This window comes from Rufibacter immobilis (assembly GCF_003721565.1).
Lineage (GTDB): Bacteria > Bacteroidota > Bacteroidia > Cytophagales > Hymenobacteraceae > Nibribacter > Nibribacter immobilis.
In genome coordinates, this window is record NZ_RJJE01000009.1 from 512,751 (window position 1) to 530,170 (window position 17,420).

Sequence of the window (17,420 nt, forward strand, 5' to 3'; positions counted from 1 at the left end):
TGTTTAGGGCTATTTTTCCTAAATCTCCTTTAAAATGCAAAAAGTAAAATATCTGGCATTCATGTGCCTTAGCCTTCTAGTGTCCTTTGGCACACTGGCGCAGAATGGCAAGTTCAATGAACTGGTCTGGAGCGATGAGTTTAACGGGAACGGCGCCATTGACCCACAGTGGTGGGGCTTTGACCTAGGCACCGGCGACAATGGTTGGGGCAACAGAGAGTTGCAAACGTATACTAACCAGCAGGCGAATGTGCGCCAATCTAACGGCAATCTGATCATTGAAGCCCTCAAACAAAACGGAAGCTGGACCTCGGCACGTGTGAAAACACAGGGCAAATTCAACTTCACTTATGGGCGGGTAGAGTTCAGAGCAAAACTTGCCCCGGGCGTTGGCACCTGGCCCGCTCTATGGATGCTGGGCGAAAGTATCACCACCAAAGGCTGGCCTGCCTGCGGCGAAGTAGACGTAATGGAATACATAGACCGGCTGCCGGGTAAGGTACAGGCTGCCCTGCACACTCCTTCCAGTTATGGGAACACCCAGAATGTAGGTTCCACCCAGGTACCAGACGCCACTACCGCGTTCCACGTGTACGCGGCAGAGTGGACAGACAAGGACATTAAGTTCTATGTAGACAACACGCTTTACTACACTTACGCCCCAGCCGTTAGAGACGCCAGAACCTGGCCTTTTACGGAAGACCAATTCCTTATCATGAACATTGCCGTGGGGGGTAACATGGGCAGCGAACCCACTCTGGAGACCAATGGCCAGAAGAACGGGGTTGATCCGTCGCTTACCAATACCCGAATGGAAGTAGACTATGTGCGGGTGTATCAGCAGTTCCAGGACCTGAAGCTCACAGGCCCCACGCTGGTGAAACCGTTGGCTCAGAACCTCACGTTTAAAGCCAGCCGCCTGGCCAACGCCACCTACACCTGGACCTTACCAGCGGGCGCTACCGTGGTAGACGGCCATAATTCCCCTGAGGTAATCATTAACTGGGGCTCCAACTCTGGGCAGGTAAAGGTAGAGATGCAGCACAACGGCCAAACGTACAGCAAAACCATGGAGGTGAAAACCAAAGCGGTGCCATCTGGCTCTTCTTATCTTATTGAAGGGTTTTCCCCGTTCCCGGCAGATCGTCTCACCCCCACTGGCGGCACCTTTGACATGAGTCAGGCGCAGGATGCACTTAGAATAAAGTACAACATCACAGCCCCTGCCAATTTGCCCAATATTGTCTATACCCTGGAAAACCCATTGGACATGACGGAGTACCCTGTGTTGGCGGCCGCTGTGAAAACCCTGAACAGAAGCAAAACCGTAGCCTTACGATTAGACCTATTAGATGCCGCCGGTAACCTCACCGGCGGCAATCAGGTGTTCACTCTGTCGCCGTTAATAGATGATGGGGAGTTTTACACCTACTACTTTGATTTCAAAGAGGCCTTTGGAACCGGAGCCGGAAAAGTAGACCCGGCATCTATCAATAAGATCAGGATACTCATCAATTATGGCCTGTTTGGGAAACCGGGTCAGGACTCTCTTTGGCTGGACCACCTGAGTGTACTCAAGGCCATACCGGCCACTCCCAACAGAGCCTCCCATGCCGCCGCCTCCATGGCGGCTTCTGGCGTTAAAATAGACTGGCAAGACCGCTCCGGCAATGAAGAAGGCTTTAAAGTTTTCCGGAGTTCTCAATTCAAGGGCACCTATGTAGAAATCGCTGCTTTACCAGCCAATGCTATCACCTTTACAGATGTAGCGGGTACCCGCGAAAGCTTCTACAAAGTGCAGAGCTATAATGCAGCTGGCGTTTCTGACTACTCCAATAGCGCCACTGTTGCGGGCGTTCTGAGCGCAGCGCAGGAAGAATGGCTGGAACGACAGTTTTTAGTGTATCCAAACCCGGCCCAGCAAAAGTTCACCGTTTCCTACCCGGCACAATACAAGGTAAAATCACTGCGCCTGTTCAGTACAACCGGGCAGGAAGTGCCGCTGCTGGTTTCTTTTCAGAAGGTGGCAAAGAACACCGCTGAAGTGCAACCAGCCGTCGCATTAGCGGAAGGGCTTTACTTTTGCCACATCCAGACGGAAGACGCTCTGCTGGTAAAACGGATCTTCTTGCAACGCCTCCCTTAGTCACTAGAACCCTTGCCCTCTCCTACTCTTTCTCCTTTGCGGGAGAAACAGGGATAGTATTTTCATCTATGTACCAAATGTCAACCTCATGAAAAGATTTACCGTCACCCTTTCAGTACTTGCGTTTACCCTTTTCTTTTTTACCTCCTTCACCAATCCTCCCTCTAAGCCAATCCAGAAAGTACCCATAGAAAAACGCATTGAAGACCTGCTGGCCAAAATGACCCTGGAGGAAAAAGTGGGCCAGCTCAACTTTGTGGTGGGCGATCTGTTCAACACCGGTCCCACCGTACGCACGTCGCAGTCAGACAAGTTCAACGAGGGCATCAAGAAAGGCCAGATCACGGGCATCTTCAACATCCACGGGGCCGAGTACATTGGCAAACTGCAGAGACTGGCCGTGAAAGAGTCAAGGTTGGGGATTCCGCTCTTGATTGGCGCTGATATCATCCACGGGTTCAAAACGGTGTTCCCCATTCCCTTGGGCGAATCTGCCAGCTGGGACTTGGCGGCTATTGAGAACGGATCACGGGTGGCGGCCATTGAATCTACAGCCGGCGGCATCAACCTTACCTTCGCGCCCATGGTAGATATTAGCCGTGATTCGCGCTGGGGCCGTACCGCCGAGGGCGCCGGTGAAGACACCTACTTGGGTTCTTTGATTGCGGCTGCCCGCGTGAAAGGTTTTCAGGGCAAAGACTTAGCTGATCCCAGAACCATGGCGGCTTGCGTAAAGCACTTTGTAGCCTACGGCGCTGCCGAAGCCGGGCGTGATTACAATACCACTGATATGTCTGAGTACCTGCTCCGCGATGTCTATCTGCCGCCGTTCAAAGCAGCCTTAGATGCGGGTTCTGCTACTTTGATGTCGGCGTTTAATGAACTGAACGGCGTTCCAGCCACGGGCAACATGTTCACCATGCAGCAGATCCTGAGAAAAGAATGGGGCTTTACCGGGGCCGTGATCTCAGACTGGCAGAACATCACCGAGATGGTGAACCACGGCTACTCCAAAGACCACGCCCAAGCCGCCGAACAAGCCTTGCGCGCGGGAACCGATGTGGACATGATGGGCGAGGCTTACCTCAAATTTGTGCCGGAACTGGTGCGTAGCGGGAAGCTGGACCAGAAAATCCTGGATGAATCGGTGCGGCGGGTGCTGTGGCTCAAGTTCAAGCTGGGCCTGTTTGACAACCCGTACCTGTACTCAGACACCAAGCGCGAGAAAAAAGAGATCAGAAGCAAAGAGAACCTGGCCGCCGCCTTTGACATGGCGCGCAAATCTATTGTGTTGCTCAAAAACCAGGGCAACGTGTTACCGCTTACGTCGGGCACCAAGAAGATTGCTGTGATTGGTCCGCTGGGCAACAGTAAAGCAGACATGAACGGTACCTGGTCGTTCTTCGGGGAGGAGCAGCACCCGGTGTCTTTTCTGGAGGGCATTCAGAAATACGCCAAAGGCGCCCAGGTGACTTATGCCCAGGGCTGCGAACTCTACAGCAACTCTACCGCGCTGTTCGCGGAGGCCGTAGCCGCCGCCCGCAACGCCGATGTGGTGATCATGGCCATTGGCGAAAGCGCCGTGATGAACGGGGAAGGCGCCTCCCGCGCCGACATAGGCCTGCCCGGTGTGCAGCTGGATCTGGTAAAGGAAATCCATAAAACAGGCAAACCCATTGTAGCCCTAGTGAGCAGCGGCCGCGCCTTGGAATTAACCTGGCTGGACCAGAACATCCCCACTATTCTGGCCACCTGGTCTTTGGGTTCTGAGGCGGGCAACGCCGTGGCCAGCGTATTGTTTGGCGAGTACAACCCCGCCGGCAAACTGCCGCTTTCGTTCCCGCGCCACGTGGGGCAGCTGCCCCTGTATTACAACATCAAAAACACCGGCCGCATGTATGAAGGCGATCATTCTGAACCGGGCAGCGAGCGCGTGTACAAGTCGCGGTACCGCGATGTGCCCAATACCGCGTTGTATCCCTTTGGCTACGGTTTGAGCTACACCACCTTCGCCTACGGCAAACCCACCTTGAACAAGAGCAACATCACGGGCAATGAGAACCTGACGGTAACGGTAGAAGTAACCAACACGGGCAAAGTAGCTGGCGAGGAAGTGGTGCAGCTGTACATCCAGGATTTAGTGGGCAGCACCGCCCGCCCCATGAAACAACTCAAGAAGTTCCAGAAGCTCTCCTTCGCCCCTGGCGAGAAGAAAACCGTGACCTTCACCCTGAACAAGGAAGATCTTTCTTTCTGGCGCCAGGACATGACCTTCGGGGCAGAGCCGGGAGATTTTAAAGTGATGGTGGGCGGCAATTCACGTGATGTGCAAACGCTGCCTTTCACCCTTACTTCTATTTAGAAAAACGGGAAACAACCTCTTGCGTTTAGAGGCTCTTTTTGGTAAAATCGGCCCTAAACGCCGGCAGCTTGAGTGGGTATTTAGGGCCGATTTCTTACATCTCATTAAATTCTACAGCTTATACGCCTGCCGGGCCAGTAATTTCCATTGGCCGCGCTGTTTCTGCCACACCAGTAGAATTCCCAGTTTCACTGTGCCGGGGTTGCCGTTGTCATTGGTGGTGCCGGAGAGTTGGTGCCGCACGAGGGCGGTCTTGCCAGTGACTTGTATGGTCTGGTGCGTGAGGTCAATGCTCACAAAATCAGACTTCCCGCTGACCAAGGTTTTTATGAACGTAGCTTTGTCCTCCACTTTTCCGCTGGAATGCCCATAGCTTAGCCCGTCTGCCACTATGGCTTCCAGCGCTTTCCGCTCACCGGAGATAAGTGCGTTCTTAAATGTTTCTACCGCGGCGGCCACCTGGGCCTCGGGTTTGCTTTGGGCGTTCACCCCTCTTGTAAGCGTTAGCAAGAGCAGGCAAATGATAAAAAAGGAACGGCGTTGCATCATGAAGGTTAAAGATTAGTGCAGAAACTTACTCCTGCTAAATCTACTGTTTCTGTCTTAATCTTCTTCCTAGAATTTCCCAAAACATCTATTCGTTCTGTCATTCCCGTTTAGGGGCTCTTTTTCTGAAATCCAGGCAAAACCAAACCGGCTATAGCGAGAACGGCGGCGCGTCATTGGGTTTCCAGACGGTTTGGGCCAGCTCGTTCAGGGCCAGGCGGGCATCCCGGAAACCTTCGGCCAATTGACCGTACACTTGCGCCAGTTCCAACTGGTAAGCCAGCTTGTGCGTGGCCGCCGTCCGGAAGCTGGATTTGCCTACCTGTTCATAGAACGAAGAATCCGGCGCGCCCCGCTGCTGCCGGCGCTCAATCCAGGCGTGGAACATGCCGGAGAGGAACAAAGCGTAATTGCCAATGTGCACCCTGATGAGGAAAGCCTCCGCGGCCGAGGCCGATGACAGCGCCGCCAGCATGTCTGCGATGTACTGAAACCGGTGCGGCAGTTTCTCATGCGGCGACTGCATGCGCTGGGTGGTGGAGAATTGCCAGAGCAGGGCGGCTATATAGTCGGCTAGCTCGCGGTCTTCTATGCCCTGCCGGCGCAGCACCGTACGGGTAAGCACATAGAAATAAAGCTGCTGCGATACTGCCACCTGCCCTTCACGGGAGAGCAGCGCCTGGGGCAGGGCCTCGTGGTCCAGCATCTCGTCGCGGCACTCGGGGTCACTGAGCAGCTCTATCAGGCTTATGTGCTGGTTGGCCTGTTTTGACAGTACGTTCGCCACAAAATCAAAGTCGGTGGCGGTGAATTGGGCACGGCAATTGGCTAATACCATAATACAGTTCGCTCCTTTCCATTCGCTATTTCTTCAAGGCACAGATTGAATTCTGAGAAGGCAAGAACTCATTCTCTGCTTCAAGTATAGAAACGAAGTAGTATTTTAGAAGGTTATCTGGTGCTTATAAGAAATGCGTTTTGGAGGAGTTTTTGGAAAAAGAGCCGCTAAACGGAGTGTAGAAGGTTTGCCTTTGGCTGATGCCTTGGAATAACCGCTTGCCGCGTGGTTCATAAACTTTACTATTCCATCTTTTCTGGTAAGCGCTCACGGCCGCGGGGCCCCGTCTTCCCCTCTCGCACTGCCCTTGTGGCCAAGCCGATGCCGTTTTCTCTTAGCTACTGCTTTACTTTGGCCACAAGCGAGGCGCTCTAGGGAAAGACTGGAATAGGTGCGTTTAATAGAAGTAGTTGCAGGTTGAGCCGGAAGTTCAGCAGGAGTAAACCCACCCCTACCCCACCAAGGAGGGGAATTCCGATTAAACGCGGAGGATGCGGCAATGATGGGAAGTGATATAGGCGTAGAGTCGGCAGAAGATTTACTGCTTGCACGGGCTTCTTAAGCAATTCCACCACTCTAGCAGATAATTCCCCTCCTTGGAGGGGTAGGGGTGGGTTCTACTGTTTAGGGCCTCTTTTTCCCAAATTAAGCCAAAACTATACTCTAGACTCAGGACTTGCTTTAACCTTCGACCGCTTGCACCAACGTGCGTTTAGCGGCTCTTTTTCCGGAATACAGAAAAAACCAGACTACCCGCCGTTCTAGGTGTAGCCGCAGCATATAAGGCAATTGCCAAATTGCGTTTAGGGGCTGTTTCCCGAAAAACAGCCCCTAAACGCAAACTCCCTCCCGGCGTGGTGCCGGCAGGGAGTTGAATAATGGTGATTAGCAATAGCCGAAGGTTATCCTATCGCTTGTTCCAGATCAGCGATGAGGTCTTCCACGTCTTCAATGCCCACACTCAAACGGATCAAGGAATCAGACAGGCCGCCTTTCAAGCGCTCTACCTGCGGAATGCTGGCGTGGGTCATGGTGGCGGGGTGTCCGCAGAGGGATTCCACGCCCCCCAGCGACTCAGCCAATGCGAAATACTTCAGTTTCTCCAGCACCTGAATAGCGTCTTCCTGCTTGTCGCCTTTCAGTACGAAGGAAATCATGCCGCCAAAATCGCGCATCTGCTCTTGGGCGATCTGGTGGTTGGGATGACTCTCGAAGCCCGGCCAGAACACTTTCTCCACTTTGGGGTGCTGGCGCAGGTATTCAGCCACGGCCTTGCCGTTCTCGCAGTGGCGCTGCATTCTAATGTGCAGGGTCTTAATGCCGCGCAGCACCAGAAAGCAGTCCTGCGGACCCGGGGTTCCGCCGCAGGCATTCTGGAGGAACGCCAGCTGGTCGGCCAATTCCTGGTCTTTCACTACAATGGCACCCATGACCACGTCTGAGTGACCGGCCATGTACTTGGTGAGCGAGTGCATGACAATATCGGCCCCCAGATCAAGCGGGGTCTGCAGATACGGTGTGGAGAAGGTGTTGTCCACCACCAGCAGCAGGTTGCGGCGTTTGCAAATCTCGGCGGCGCCTTTGATGTCAATGATGTTGAGCAGCGGGTTGGTGGGCGTCTCTACCCACACCATTTTGGTGTTCTCCGTCACATACTGCTCAATGCTGCTGATATCACCCATGGGCACAAACTGGAACTTGATGCCGTAGTTCTGGAACACCTTGGTGAAGATGCGGTAGGTGCCGCCGTACAGGTCATTGGTGGCAATGACCTCATCGCCGGGCTTCAGCATTTTGATGATGCAGTCGGTGGCGGCCATGCCGGAGGCGAAGCATAGGCCGTGGTTCCCGTTCTCCAGCGCGGCCAGGGCATTCTGCAAGGCGGTGCGGGTGGGGTTGTGGGTGCGGGAATATTCATAACCTTTGTGGTCGCCGGGCGAGCGCTGCACATAGGTGGAGGTCTGGTAGATAGGCGTCATGATGGCGCCCGTGGTAGGGTCTGGCTCTACCCCTGCGTGTATGGTTTTGGTTCCGAATTTCATAGTGTCTTATACGGTAGTAGGCGTGCAAGTTAGAGAAATTGGCCTCAAGTTTCCAACCAACGGAACGGCAGCCTTTCCGCCCGTTTAGCCGTAAATCTGTAAAAATACCCGATATTGGCCCCTCGCTATGTGGAAAAAACTGCTGCAACAGAACTCCGGAACGCTTTTATACTCGCTTTTACTGGTGGTGGTGCCCGTGCTGGCGAGCTCGGGGCTGGCGTTCTGGCTCTATCAAAACCAAGGGTTCCTGCAATCGCTCACGGTGGGCGGCATGGTGCTGTATTTTGTGGTAGTCTCGCTCACCATGGCCTTCGCGCTCACGCCCACCACCTTTGTGGCGCTGGCCACCGGCTTTCTGTTTGGTTGGGTGGCTTTTCCGGGGGTGGTGGCTTCTTACGGGGTGGCGGCATTAATTGGCTACGCGGTGGCCCGCCTTATTGACCACGGCAAGATGACCAACTTCCTGCACCAGTTCCCCAAGGCCGAGGGCGTGATAGATGAATTGCGGGAACACAGTTGGAGCCTGATTGTGCTCACGCGCATCTCACCGGTGCTGCCCTTCGCGTTCATGACCTTCGTGCTGTCTTTGGTGCGGGTGCCCCGAGGACGTTTTCTGGTTGCCAGTATGGTGGGCATGCTGCCGCGCACGCTCTTCTTCTTTGGGGTAGGCACCCAAGCGCAGGATCTGCTGGCACTTCTGCAAGACCCTAACGCGGGTACTTCCGGCAAACTTCTCTTGGGCGCTTTGGTGGTGATTTCACTGGGCGGACTGTACGTACTCCTGAACCGCGCCATCAAAAAAGCCTTGCACCGCAGCAAATAAAGTAAGGTCACCCAAGGGGCAGAACCCCTATTCTGCTGATTTAGTAACCATAAATTCCTGTTCTTCTTGTTGTTTCTATTCACAAAAGGCTAACGCAACACCTCTACAGGCGGCCCTCTAAGTAGTCTGCTAATTTTGGTGATTAATGCGGTGATATTTTGTTTGCGAAAAAATAATAGTCATTTTTACACTTATCTAAGTCCCTGTAGCAGGAGTATAACAGCGGTTTGTTAGAGGGGGTAGAAATTGAAGTAGACCCAGCATTGCAACCATGATTTGAGTACAGATTTCACGGCCTTGGCCACGTAACATCTTCCATAATTATTTGCCTGTAACAAGTATTGTGAGTTCTAAGATCAAAGTATGAGAAAGCTTTTAGTAACCGTCCTCACCCTATCGCTGTTCATTACCACTTCCTGGGCGCAGGAAAAGGTACAGGTAGCCCCTGCCGGGTTTGATAAGCCTCGGCCAGAGATTCCGCATGGGAAGCTAGACACGGTGGCTTACACGGCTAAACAACTGGGCACCATCCGGAAAGCCTTGGTTTACACGCCTCCAGGCTATACCAAGAAAAAGAAATACCCGGTCCTGTACCTATTGCACGGCATTGGCGGCGATGAATTTGAATGGCTGCGCAACGGCCAACCCCACATCATCCTGGACAATCTCTATGCCGAAGGCAAACTGGAACCCATGATTGTCGTGCTGCCCAACGGCCGGGCCATGAAAGACGACCGGCCCGTGGGCAACATCTTTGACAGCCTCAAAGTGCAGGCCTTCGCGGCCTTTGAGAAAGATTTACTGGAGAACCTGATTCCCTTCGTGGAGAAATCTTACGCCGTAGACAAAGACCGGAAGCGGCGCGCCCTAGCCGGGTTATCTATGGGAGGCGGACAGTCTTTGAATTTCGGGTTGAAGAACCTGGACACGTTTGCCTGGGTAGGCGGATTCTCATCGGCCCCCAACACGAAAACGCCAGCGGAACTGTTCCCCCATCCGGCGCAGGACAAAGGAAAGCTGCAATTGCTTTGGCTTTCCTGCGGTGTGGAAGACAACCTACTGAACATCACCCAACGCACCCATGAGTATCTGGAGCAGCATGGGGTGCCGCACGTGTACTACCTAGAGCCAGGCGGGCATGACTTCAACGTCTGGAAAAATGATCTGTACATGTTCTCGCAGCTCTTGTTCAAACCCGGTAAAGCAGCTAAAAACACTAAATAATGTCAGCCTTTCAGGAGGCAGGTGGAAGTTTTTTGCCTCTCTAAGACAAAGATTTTTATCTGGTGATTGCTCTCCATGTAGAACTGTGTTTAGGGCCCTTTTTCTGAAAAACAGCCCCTAAACACAAGCTATAATAGCGCCCAAAGCAACTGAATAAAACTAACAAAGGAAATGAATAAGAAACCGATGTATAGCTTGGTAAGGGGCGCCTTTCTTGGAGTTGTGCTTTTGAGTGCAGCCTGTAGAACTGCCCAACCCGATACCAGCGAGTTGACGCTGAAAGAGGCGTTCAAAGGTAAATTCCATATTGGCACGGCACTCAACGCGCAGCAGATTACGGGGAAAGATGCGGCGGCGGTGCAGGTGGTGAAAACGCACTTCAACGCCATTGTGGCCGAGAATTGTATGAAAAGCGGGCTGGTCCAGCCCCGTGAGGGGCAGTTCAACTTTGACCTGCCCGACCAATTCGTCAGGTTTGGGGAGGAGAACAACATGCTCATCAACGGGCACACGCTCATCTGGCACTCGCAGGCACCCCGGTGGTTCTTCACCGACAGCCTGGGCAGGGACGTGTCGCGGGAGGTATTAATCCAGCGCATGAAAACCCACATCTACACGGTGGTAGGCCGGTACAAAGGCCGGGTGCATACCTGGGATATGGTGAACGAAGCCATTCTGGACGACGGCACCTGGCGCAAAAGCAAGTTCTACCAAATCATAGGGAAAGATTTCATCAAGTTGGCTTTCCAGTTTGCGCGCGAGGCTGACCCCAAGGCAGAGTTGTACTACAATGATTACTCCATGTCCATGCCCAAGAAAAGAGCGGGCGTGGTGGAAATGGTGAAAGAACTGCAGCAACAGGGAGTTAAGATTGACGGAATTGGCATGCAGGGCCACATCGGGTTGACGTACCCCACCTTAGAAGATTTTGAGAACAGCATCCTGGCTTTTTCTGGTCTGGGCGTCAAAGTGATGGTCACGGAACTGGACCTGACGGTATTGCCTTCGCCCGGCGGAAACATAGGCGCCGAGGTATCGGCTAATTTCGAGTACCAGCAGAAGATGAACCCTTACCCGAACGGGTTGCCAGATTCGGTGAGCCAGGCTTTCAATGTGCGGTACTTAGATTTCTTCAAGCTCTTTTTGAAGCATCAGGACAAAATTTCCCGCGTGACTTTGTGGGGCGTGAGCGATAAAGACTCCTGGCGCAACGGCTGGCCAGTACGCGGCCGAACCGATTATCCGTTGCTTTTTGACCGAGAATACAAGCCCAAGGCCGTGGTGAAGTCCATCATTCAGGCTGCCCAACAATAAGCTTATGCGTTTCAAAAAAATGAAAAGTACATTTCCGCTATTCCTTTATTTATTGATGTGCATTCCCTTCTTAACGCAGGCGCAAAACACTACCGTGCAGAGTCCAGACGGTCGGCTTCAGGTAGAGGTACTTTTGCAGAACGGCCAACCGCAGTACCGGGTCAGCTACGCCGGGGAATCCATTCTGGAGAACTCGCCGCTGGGCTTGAAAACCAATCTGATTGATTTTTCCAGTAACCTGACGCTGGAAGGCAGCAAGCAAAGCAAGATTGACCAGACCTATAGCCAGGAGAAAATCAAACGGTCGCAGGTGCACTACCAGGCCAATGAGCTGGAATGTACGTTTGTGAACAAAGACAAAAAGGTGCTGCAGGTAGTGTTCAGGGTAAGCAACAATGACATCGCCTTCCGGTACCAACTCCCCGAACAAGGCGACCCTCGGGCGCTGGTGGTGGAGCAGGAAATGACTGGTTTCAATTTCCCGCAACAGGCCAAAGGCTTTTTAACGCCGCAGTCTAAATCCATGGTTGGTTTTGCCAGAACCAAACCCAGCTATGAGGAGGGCTATCAGGTAGAGCAGGACATCGCCGCCAAATCGGCGCACGGGTTGGGGTACACGTTTCCGGGGCTTTTCAGAGTTGGCTCGCATTGGGCGCTTATCTCCGAGACTGGCGTGAGAGGCCTTTACTGCGGTTCCCACCTCAATGATCCCACGGCAGACGGTACGTACACCATCGCGTTCCCAGATATCACGGAGAACAACGGATTTGGCAGCACCGGGGCCGCCATCGGCGTGCCGGGCACAACGCCGTGGCGCACCATTACAGTAGGCAAGGGCCTGAAGCCCATTGTGGAGACTACCATCCCTTATGATGTAGTAGAGCCGCTGTATGAACCTTCCATCAAATACGCCTACGGCAAAGGAACCTGGAGCTGGATCATGTGGCAGGACCAAAGCATGAAATACGAGGATCAGGTCACGTATATTGATCTGGCGGCGCAGCTAGGCTACCAGTTTATTCTCATTGACGCGCTTTGGGATAAGAATATTGGGTACCCGCGCATGGAGGAGCTTATCAGGTACGCGGCCTCTAAAAATGTAGGCGTCTTTTTGTGGTACAACTCCAACGGAACCGTCAATGACGCCCCCCAGACGCCCTTGAACAAAATGAATACCGCCATTGCCCGCAAAAAGGAAATGCAGTGGATGAAACAGAACGGGGTGAAAGGCATTAAAGTCGATTTCTTTGGCGGAGACAAGCAGGAAACCATGCGGCTCTATGAAGACATCCTCTCGGATGCGAATGATTATGGGTTGATGGTGGTTTTCCACGGGGCCACGCTGCCCAGAGGCTGGGAGCGCATGTTCCCCAATTACGTGGGCAGTGAAGCCGTACTGGCTTCTGAGAACCTGATGTTCAGCCAGCATTCTAACGACCGGGAGGCCTTCAGTGCCACCTTACACCCTTTCATCCGGAACGCCGTGGGTAGCATGGAGTTTGGCGGCGTGGTCTTGAACAAGCGCTACAACCGCACCAACAATGGCGGAAATTACCGCAAAACCACCGATGCGTTCCAATTGGCGACCTCGGTACTGTTCCAGAACCCGGTGCAGTTTTTCGCGCTCGCGCCCAACAACCTGCAAGACGCTCCCGCCTTCGCGATTGATTTCATGAAACAGGTACCCACTACCTGGGACGATACCCGCTTTCTGGATGGCTATCCCGGCAAGTACAGTGTACTGGCCCGGCAGCACGGAGCCAACTGGTACGTGGCCGGCGTCAATGCCCAGGCGGAGCCCGTGAACCTGAAACTAAGTTTGCCTATGTTTTCCGGGAAAGAGGTCATTTTCTACGGCGATAACCAAGACGGCAGCAGCTACACAAAAAAAGTGAAAGTAGCCAAAAACGGCGAGCTTAAAGTCACCATTCAGCCGCAGGGAGGCATTGTGGTAGTGGGCAAGTAATAGAAAAATTTGCTTTGCGTTTAGGGCCTGTTTTTCTGAAAACGGCCTTAAAACAGACTAGGTTTGGGGTAAGTTTTAAATTACTGTGAGGCAGTATTCCAAACTTTGGAGAGACATTATTTGATTGAAAACTTATCATTAATCATATGAGCTATAAAAGAAGTTTTTCCCTCCTAGCTGTCTTGTTTTGGCTGCACACGGCGGCCTTTGCCCAAGACCCAAATTTCTATATTTTCCTGTGCTTCGGGCAATCCAACATGGAGGGCCATGCCAGATTTGAGCCGCAGGACACCACCGCCAACAACCGGTTTAAAGTCCTGGAAGCGGTGGATTGCCCCAACCTGGGAAGGAAAAAAGGCGAATGGTATCCGGCTACGCCGCCCTTGGCAAGATGCAACACCGGTCTTACTCCCGCCGATTACTTTGGTCGCACCTTGCTGGCCACCCTGCCAGACAGAATCAAAGTAGGTGTGATCAATGTGGCTGTTGGCGGCTGCAAAATTGAGCTGTTTGAGAAAGGCACGTATCAGTCTTACGTGGCCAGCGCCCCCGACTGGATGACGGCGGCGCTGGTACCCTATGACAAGAACCCCTACGGCCGACTGGTGGAAATGGCCAAACTGGCCCAGAAAGACGGCGTCATCAAAGGTATTTTAATGCACCAAGGCGAGTCCAACACCGGTGATGAAACCTGGCCTACCAAAGTGAAAGGCGTGTACGACAACCTGGTAAAAGACCTGAACCTCAATCCAAAAAAAGTGCCCTTGCTGGCCGGCGAAATGGTGAGTAAGGAGCAAGGAGGTAAATGCGCCAGCATGAACGCCATCATCGCCAAGCTGCCTCAGGTAATACCTAATGCTCATATTATTTCTTCGGAAGGTTGCCCGGCCGTGGCCGACCAACTGCATTTCTCCGCTGAAGGGTACCGAAAGCTGGGAAGGAGATACGGGGCCAAAATGCTGTCTTTGCTGGGTTATAAGAACATCAAGGCTGAATAACAAAACCGGTTAAAAAGGAAGGTAGCAGCCCCTATTATAACGAATGCCAGAGCAACAGAATAGCGGCTGGATTTAGTAAAAACGAAGAAGCGTCTGCACCCAACGGGGTAAGCTACTGGCTGCTCTATCTTCTTAAAAGAGAACGTGGATTTTATGATGAAGAACCTTTCCCAACTAGGTTTCCTTGCCCTGGTTTATCTCTGCCTGGCGTTGCCTGCAGTCGGCCAAGGGGCCAAGAACCCCATCATTCACGCCGATGTGCCTGACATCGCCATCATACGGGTTGGTGACACCTATTACATGAGCAGCACCACCATGCACATGAGCCCGGGCGTGCCCATCATGAAGTCAAAAGACCTGGTAAACTGGAAGCTGGTTAACTACGCCTATGACACGCTGGCAAATGTAGATGAATTAACGTTCACCAACGGGAAAAGCACCTACGGAAGAGGCTCATGGGCCAGCAGCCTGAGGCACCACAACGGCACTTTCTACGTGACCACCTTTGCACAAACCACTGGCAAAACGCATGTGTACACCACCAAAGACATTGAGAAAGGCCCCTGGAAAGCAATTTCCTTTCCTCCTTCCTACCATGACCATACCTTGTTCTTTGAGGAAGACGGACGGGTGTACCTGATTTACGGTGCCGGCAAGTTGAGAATGGTGGAATTACAAACAGACCTTTCCGGCCCAAAGCCAGGCACGGACCGGGTGCTGATTGAGAACGCGAGTGCGCCTGCCGGGTCTACTATCAACCTGCAAGCCGAGGGTTCCCAGCTTTTCAAGGTGAACGGCAAGTATTACCTCTTCAACATCACATGGCCCAAAGACGGCATGCGGACGGTGGTTGTGAACCGCGCAGACAAAATCACGGGTCCCTATGAAGGCCGCTTGGCTTTGCAGGACAAAGGCGTGGCGCAGGGCGGCTTGATTGACACTCCCAATGGTGACTGGTACGCCTACCTGTTCCGGGACTATGGCGCGGTTGGGCGCATCCCATACCTGGTGCCGGTGAAATGGGAAGACGGCTGGCCCGTTTTAGGGATTGACGGTAAAGTGCCCGATAAGCTGAACCTGCCCGCCAGCAAAGGCCTCATGCCGGGTATTGTGGCGTCAGATGAGTTCACCCGCAAGAAGGGCGAGGCGGCCTTGCCTTTGGTGTGGCAGTGGAACCATAATCCAGATAACCAACTCTGGTCTGTGACGGAACGGAAAGGCTTCCTGCGGCTGACCACCGGCAGAGTGGATACATCCTTCCTGCTGGCTCGGAACACGCTTACCCAACGCACCATCGGGCCGGAGAGCGCCGGCGCCACGCTCCTGGATGTGTCCAGGATGAAGGACGGTGATTTTGCCGGCCTGGCCTTGTTGCAGCAACGGTATGGTTTAGTGGGGGTGAAATTTGAAAACGGGGCCAAATTCATTGTCATGGTCAATGCTCAATCCGGAAGACCGGAGGAAGTGGGGCGCATTCCTCTGCAACAAAACAATGTGTATTTAAAGGCGGAATGTGATTTCAAGGAGCGGAAAGACGAGGCGAATTTCTTCTACAGCTTGGACGGAAAGACTTGGAAGAAAATCGGCTCACCGCTGAAAATGGTTTATACCCTCCCGCACTTTATGGGCTACCGTTTCGGGTTGTTCAACTACGCCACCAAAACGCCGGGCGGTCAGGTAGATTTCGATTACTTCCGGATAGAGGACCGAATCACCGCCCCGGGTAATTAATTTTTCAAGCTGATAATATGAAAATATTCAACCGCATGGTCAAGTTTACAGGTTGCTTTCTTCTGCTGATGTGGTTTGCATCTTCAGAAATGCAGGCACAAAACCCAATTGTCCAGACCGCCTACACCGCTGACCCGGCACCTATGGTGTATAAAGATAAACTGTACCTGTATACCAGCCACGATGAAGACGAGTCTACCTGGTTTACCATGAATGACTGGAAGTTGTATACCACTGAGGACATGGTGAACTGGACTGATCACGGCACCATTCTGTCCTACTCAGATTTCAGTTGGGCCAAAATAAATGCGTGGGCCCCGCAATGCATTGAGCGGGGAGGTAAATTCTACATGTATGTTCCCGTCACCACCAAGGATAACAAAGGAGCCATTGGGGTAGCGGTTGCCAACAGTCCGTACGGGCCGTTTACAGATCCTTTGGACAAGCCCTTGGTCCAAAGCGGTGTGGGTGACATTGACCCTAATGTGTTCATAGATGACGATGGGCAGGCCTATCTGTACTGGGGCAACCCTAACTGCTACTACGTCAAACTGAACGAGGACATGATTTCTTACCAGGGAGAAGTCGTGAAGGTGCCCAACACGGTAGAATCGTTTGGCAAGCGCGAAGGCAACCCAGAGAGGCCCACCACCTACGAGGAAGGCCCCTGGCTCTACAAACGCAAAGGATTGTATTATCTGCTATTCGCCGCAGGCCCCATTCCAGAGCACATTGGCTATTCCACCAGTTCCAGCCCTACCGGCCCCTGGAAATACCAGGGTGTGTTAATGCCAACCGAAGGCGGCAGTTTTACCAATCACCCGGGCATCATTGACTTCAAAGGGAAGACTTATTTCTTCTATCACAACGGAGCCTTGCCGGGCGGCGGCGGTTTTACCCGCTCCGTTGCGGTGGAAGAAGTGGCCTTCAAAAAAGACGGCACCATACAACCCCTGAAAATGACGAAGGGCATTACCAAAGGTCTAGCCCCAATAAATCCATTTGTGAAGAACGAGGCAGAGACCATGGCCTGGTCTGAAGGGGTGAAATCTGGGCAGAATGAAAAGGTTGGCGTATTCGTGACAGCCCAGCGGAATGGGGCTTACACCAAAGTAAAAGACGTGGACTTCAGGAAAACCGGAGCCTCCAAATTGACGGCCCGGCTTGGTACCACCCACAATGGCAATGTGACCATGGAAATCAGGTTGGGAAGTGTGGAAGGCGAGTTGATAGGTACCTTGAACGTGCCGCTCACCGGCGGGAATGACAGATGGGCTTTGGTATCAACCGATGTTAAAAAAGTCACCGGCGTCCACGATGTCTATTTTGTCTTCAAAGGAAAAGCAGCCAGCAACATCCTGTTTTTCGACTACTGGAGATTTTCAGAATAATCATTATTGAACAGGGCATCTAAATAAACTCCCAGCGCT

12 protein-coding genes are annotated in these 17,420 nt (G+C 52.8%); 9 read left to right on the plus strand and 3 right to left on the minus strand.

Features of this window, described 5'->3' with window-relative positions:
• Positions 1-34: 34 nt before the first annotated feature.
• Both EFA69_RS09380 and bglX read left to right on the plus strand, forming a co-directional pair.
• Positions 35-2,146 carry a family 16 glycosylhydrolase gene (locus EFA69_RS09380; protein ID WP_123132832.1) on the plus strand — a complete coding sequence of 704 codons (2,112 nt, stop codon included), beginning with the start codon at positions 35-37 and terminating at the stop codon, positions 2,144-2,146.
• 88 nt (positions 2,147-2,234) lie between these two features.
• Positions 2,235-4,508, plus strand: a complete 2,274-nt coding sequence (gene bglX / locus EFA69_RS09385; protein ID WP_123132833.1) for a beta-glucosidase BglX — start codon at positions 2,235-2,237, stop codon at positions 4,506-4,508.
• 111 nt (positions 4,509-4,619) lie between these two features.
• On the opposite strand, the gene EFA69_RS09390 is transcribed toward bglX, so the two are convergent.
• The 3 genes from EFA69_RS09390 to EFA69_RS09400 all read right to left on the minus strand — a co-directional run bounded on the left by EFA69_RS09390 (position 4,620) and on the right by EFA69_RS09400 (position 7,934).
• Positions 4,620-5,057, minus strand: coding sequence for a nuclear transport factor 2 family protein (locus EFA69_RS09390; RefSeq protein WP_123132834.1), 438 nt, complete (start codon positions 5,055-5,057; stop codon positions 4,620-4,622).
• Positions 5,058-5,205: 148 nt separating this feature from the next.
• Entirely contained in the window at positions 5,206-5,892 is a 687-nt protein-coding gene (locus EFA69_RS09395; protein ID WP_123132835.1) for a hypothetical protein, read from the minus strand.
• 902 nt (positions 5,893-6,794) lie between these two features.
• Positions 6,795-7,934 (minus strand): cystathionine gamma-synthase, encoded by a 1,140-nt coding sequence (locus EFA69_RS09400; protein WP_123132836.1) that lies wholly within the window; start codon positions 7,932-7,934, stop codon positions 6,795-6,797.
• A 127-nt stretch (positions 7,935-8,061) separates the two neighbouring features.
• Here EFA69_RS09400 and EFA69_RS09405 point away from each other — a divergent pair, with 127 nt between their 5' ends.
• The 7 genes from EFA69_RS09405 (at position 8,062) to EFA69_RS09435 (ending at position 17,381) form a co-directional block, all read left to right on the plus strand.
• Entirely contained in the window at positions 8,062-8,757 is a 696-nt protein-coding gene (locus EFA69_RS09405) for a TVP38/TMEM64 family protein (RefSeq protein ID WP_123132837.1), read from the plus strand.
• A 363-nt stretch (positions 8,758-9,120) separates the two neighbouring features.
• Complete coding sequence (locus EFA69_RS09410) at positions 9,121-9,981, plus strand: alpha/beta hydrolase (RefSeq protein WP_123132838.1); 861 nt, start codon at positions 9,121-9,123, stop codon at positions 9,979-9,981.
• Positions 9,982-10,152: 171 nt separating this feature from the next.
• Entirely contained in the window at positions 10,153-11,295 is a 1,143-nt protein-coding gene (locus tag EFA69_RS09415) for an endo-1,4-beta-xylanase (protein ID WP_123132839.1), read from the plus strand.
• 19 nt (positions 11,296-11,314) lie between these two features.
• Positions 11,315-13,261 carry a glycoside hydrolase family 97 protein gene (locus tag EFA69_RS09420; protein WP_123133438.1) on the plus strand — a complete coding sequence of 649 codons (1,947 nt, stop codon included), beginning with the start codon at positions 11,315-11,317 and terminating at the stop codon, positions 13,259-13,261.
• 146 nt (positions 13,262-13,407) lie between these two features.
• On the plus strand, positions 13,408-14,259 hold the full coding sequence (locus EFA69_RS09425) for a sialate O-acetylesterase (protein WP_123132840.1): 852 nt from the start codon (positions 13,408-13,410) through the stop codon (positions 14,257-14,259).
• A gap of 156 nt (positions 14,260-14,415) precedes the next feature.
• Positions 14,416-15,990 carry a glycoside hydrolase family 43 protein gene (locus EFA69_RS09430; RefSeq protein WP_123133439.1) on the plus strand — a complete coding sequence of 525 codons (1,575 nt, stop codon included), beginning with the start codon at positions 14,416-14,418 and terminating at the stop codon, positions 15,988-15,990.
• A 17-nt stretch (positions 15,991-16,007) separates the two neighbouring features.
• The gene (locus EFA69_RS09435) at positions 16,008-17,381 is read left to right on the plus strand and encodes a glycoside hydrolase family 43 protein (protein ID WP_245964532.1); all 1,374 of its coding nucleotides are present in this window, start codon (positions 16,008-16,010) and stop codon (positions 17,379-17,381) included.
• Positions 17,382-17,420 lie beyond the last annotated feature (39 nt).

Excerpts from the sequence above, each read along its gene's own strand:
- bglX (WP_123132833.1), top strand. The coding sequence starts at position 2,235 with ATGAAAAGATTTACCGTCACCCTTTCAGTACTTGCGTTTACCCTTTTC.
- EFA69_RS09405 (WP_123132837.1), top strand. The coding sequence starts at position 8,062 with ATGTGGAAAAAACTGCTGCAACAGAACTCCGGAACGCTTTTATACTCG.
- EFA69_RS09380 (WP_123132832.1), top strand. The coding sequence starts at position 35 with ATGCAAAAAGTAAAATATCTGGCATTCATGTGCCTTAGCCTTCTAGTG.
- EFA69_RS09420 (WP_123133438.1), top strand. The coding sequence starts at position 11,315 with ATGAAAAGTACATTTCCGCTATTCCTTTATTTATTGATGTGCATTCCC.
- EFA69_RS09400 (WP_123132836.1), bottom strand. The coding sequence starts at position 7,934 with ATGAAATTCGGAACCAAAACCATACACGCAGGGGTAGAGCCAGACCCT.
- EFA69_RS09410 (WP_123132838.1), top strand. The coding sequence starts at position 9,121 with ATGAGAAAGCTTTTAGTAACCGTCCTCACCCTATCGCTGTTCATTACC.
- EFA69_RS09430 (WP_123133439.1), top strand. The coding sequence starts at position 14,416 with ATGAAGAACCTTTCCCAACTAGGTTTCCTTGCCCTGGTTTATCTCTGC.
- EFA69_RS09415 (WP_123132839.1), top strand. The coding sequence starts at position 10,153 with ATGAATAAGAAACCGATGTATAGCTTGGTAAGGGGCGCCTTTCTTGGA.
- EFA69_RS09395 (WP_123132835.1), bottom strand. The coding sequence starts at position 5,892 with ATGGTATTAGCCAATTGCCGTGCCCAATTCACCGCCACCGACTTTGAT.
- EFA69_RS09435 (WP_245964532.1), top strand. The coding sequence starts at position 16,008 with ATGAAAATATTCAACCGCATGGTCAAGTTTACAGGTTGCTTTCTTCTG.
- EFA69_RS09425 (WP_123132840.1), top strand. The coding sequence starts at position 13,408 with ATGAGCTATAAAAGAAGTTTTTCCCTCCTAGCTGTCTTGTTTTGGCTG.
- EFA69_RS09390 (WP_123132834.1), bottom strand. The coding sequence starts at position 5,057 with ATGATGCAACGCCGTTCCTTTTTTATCATTTGCCTGCTCTTGCTAACG.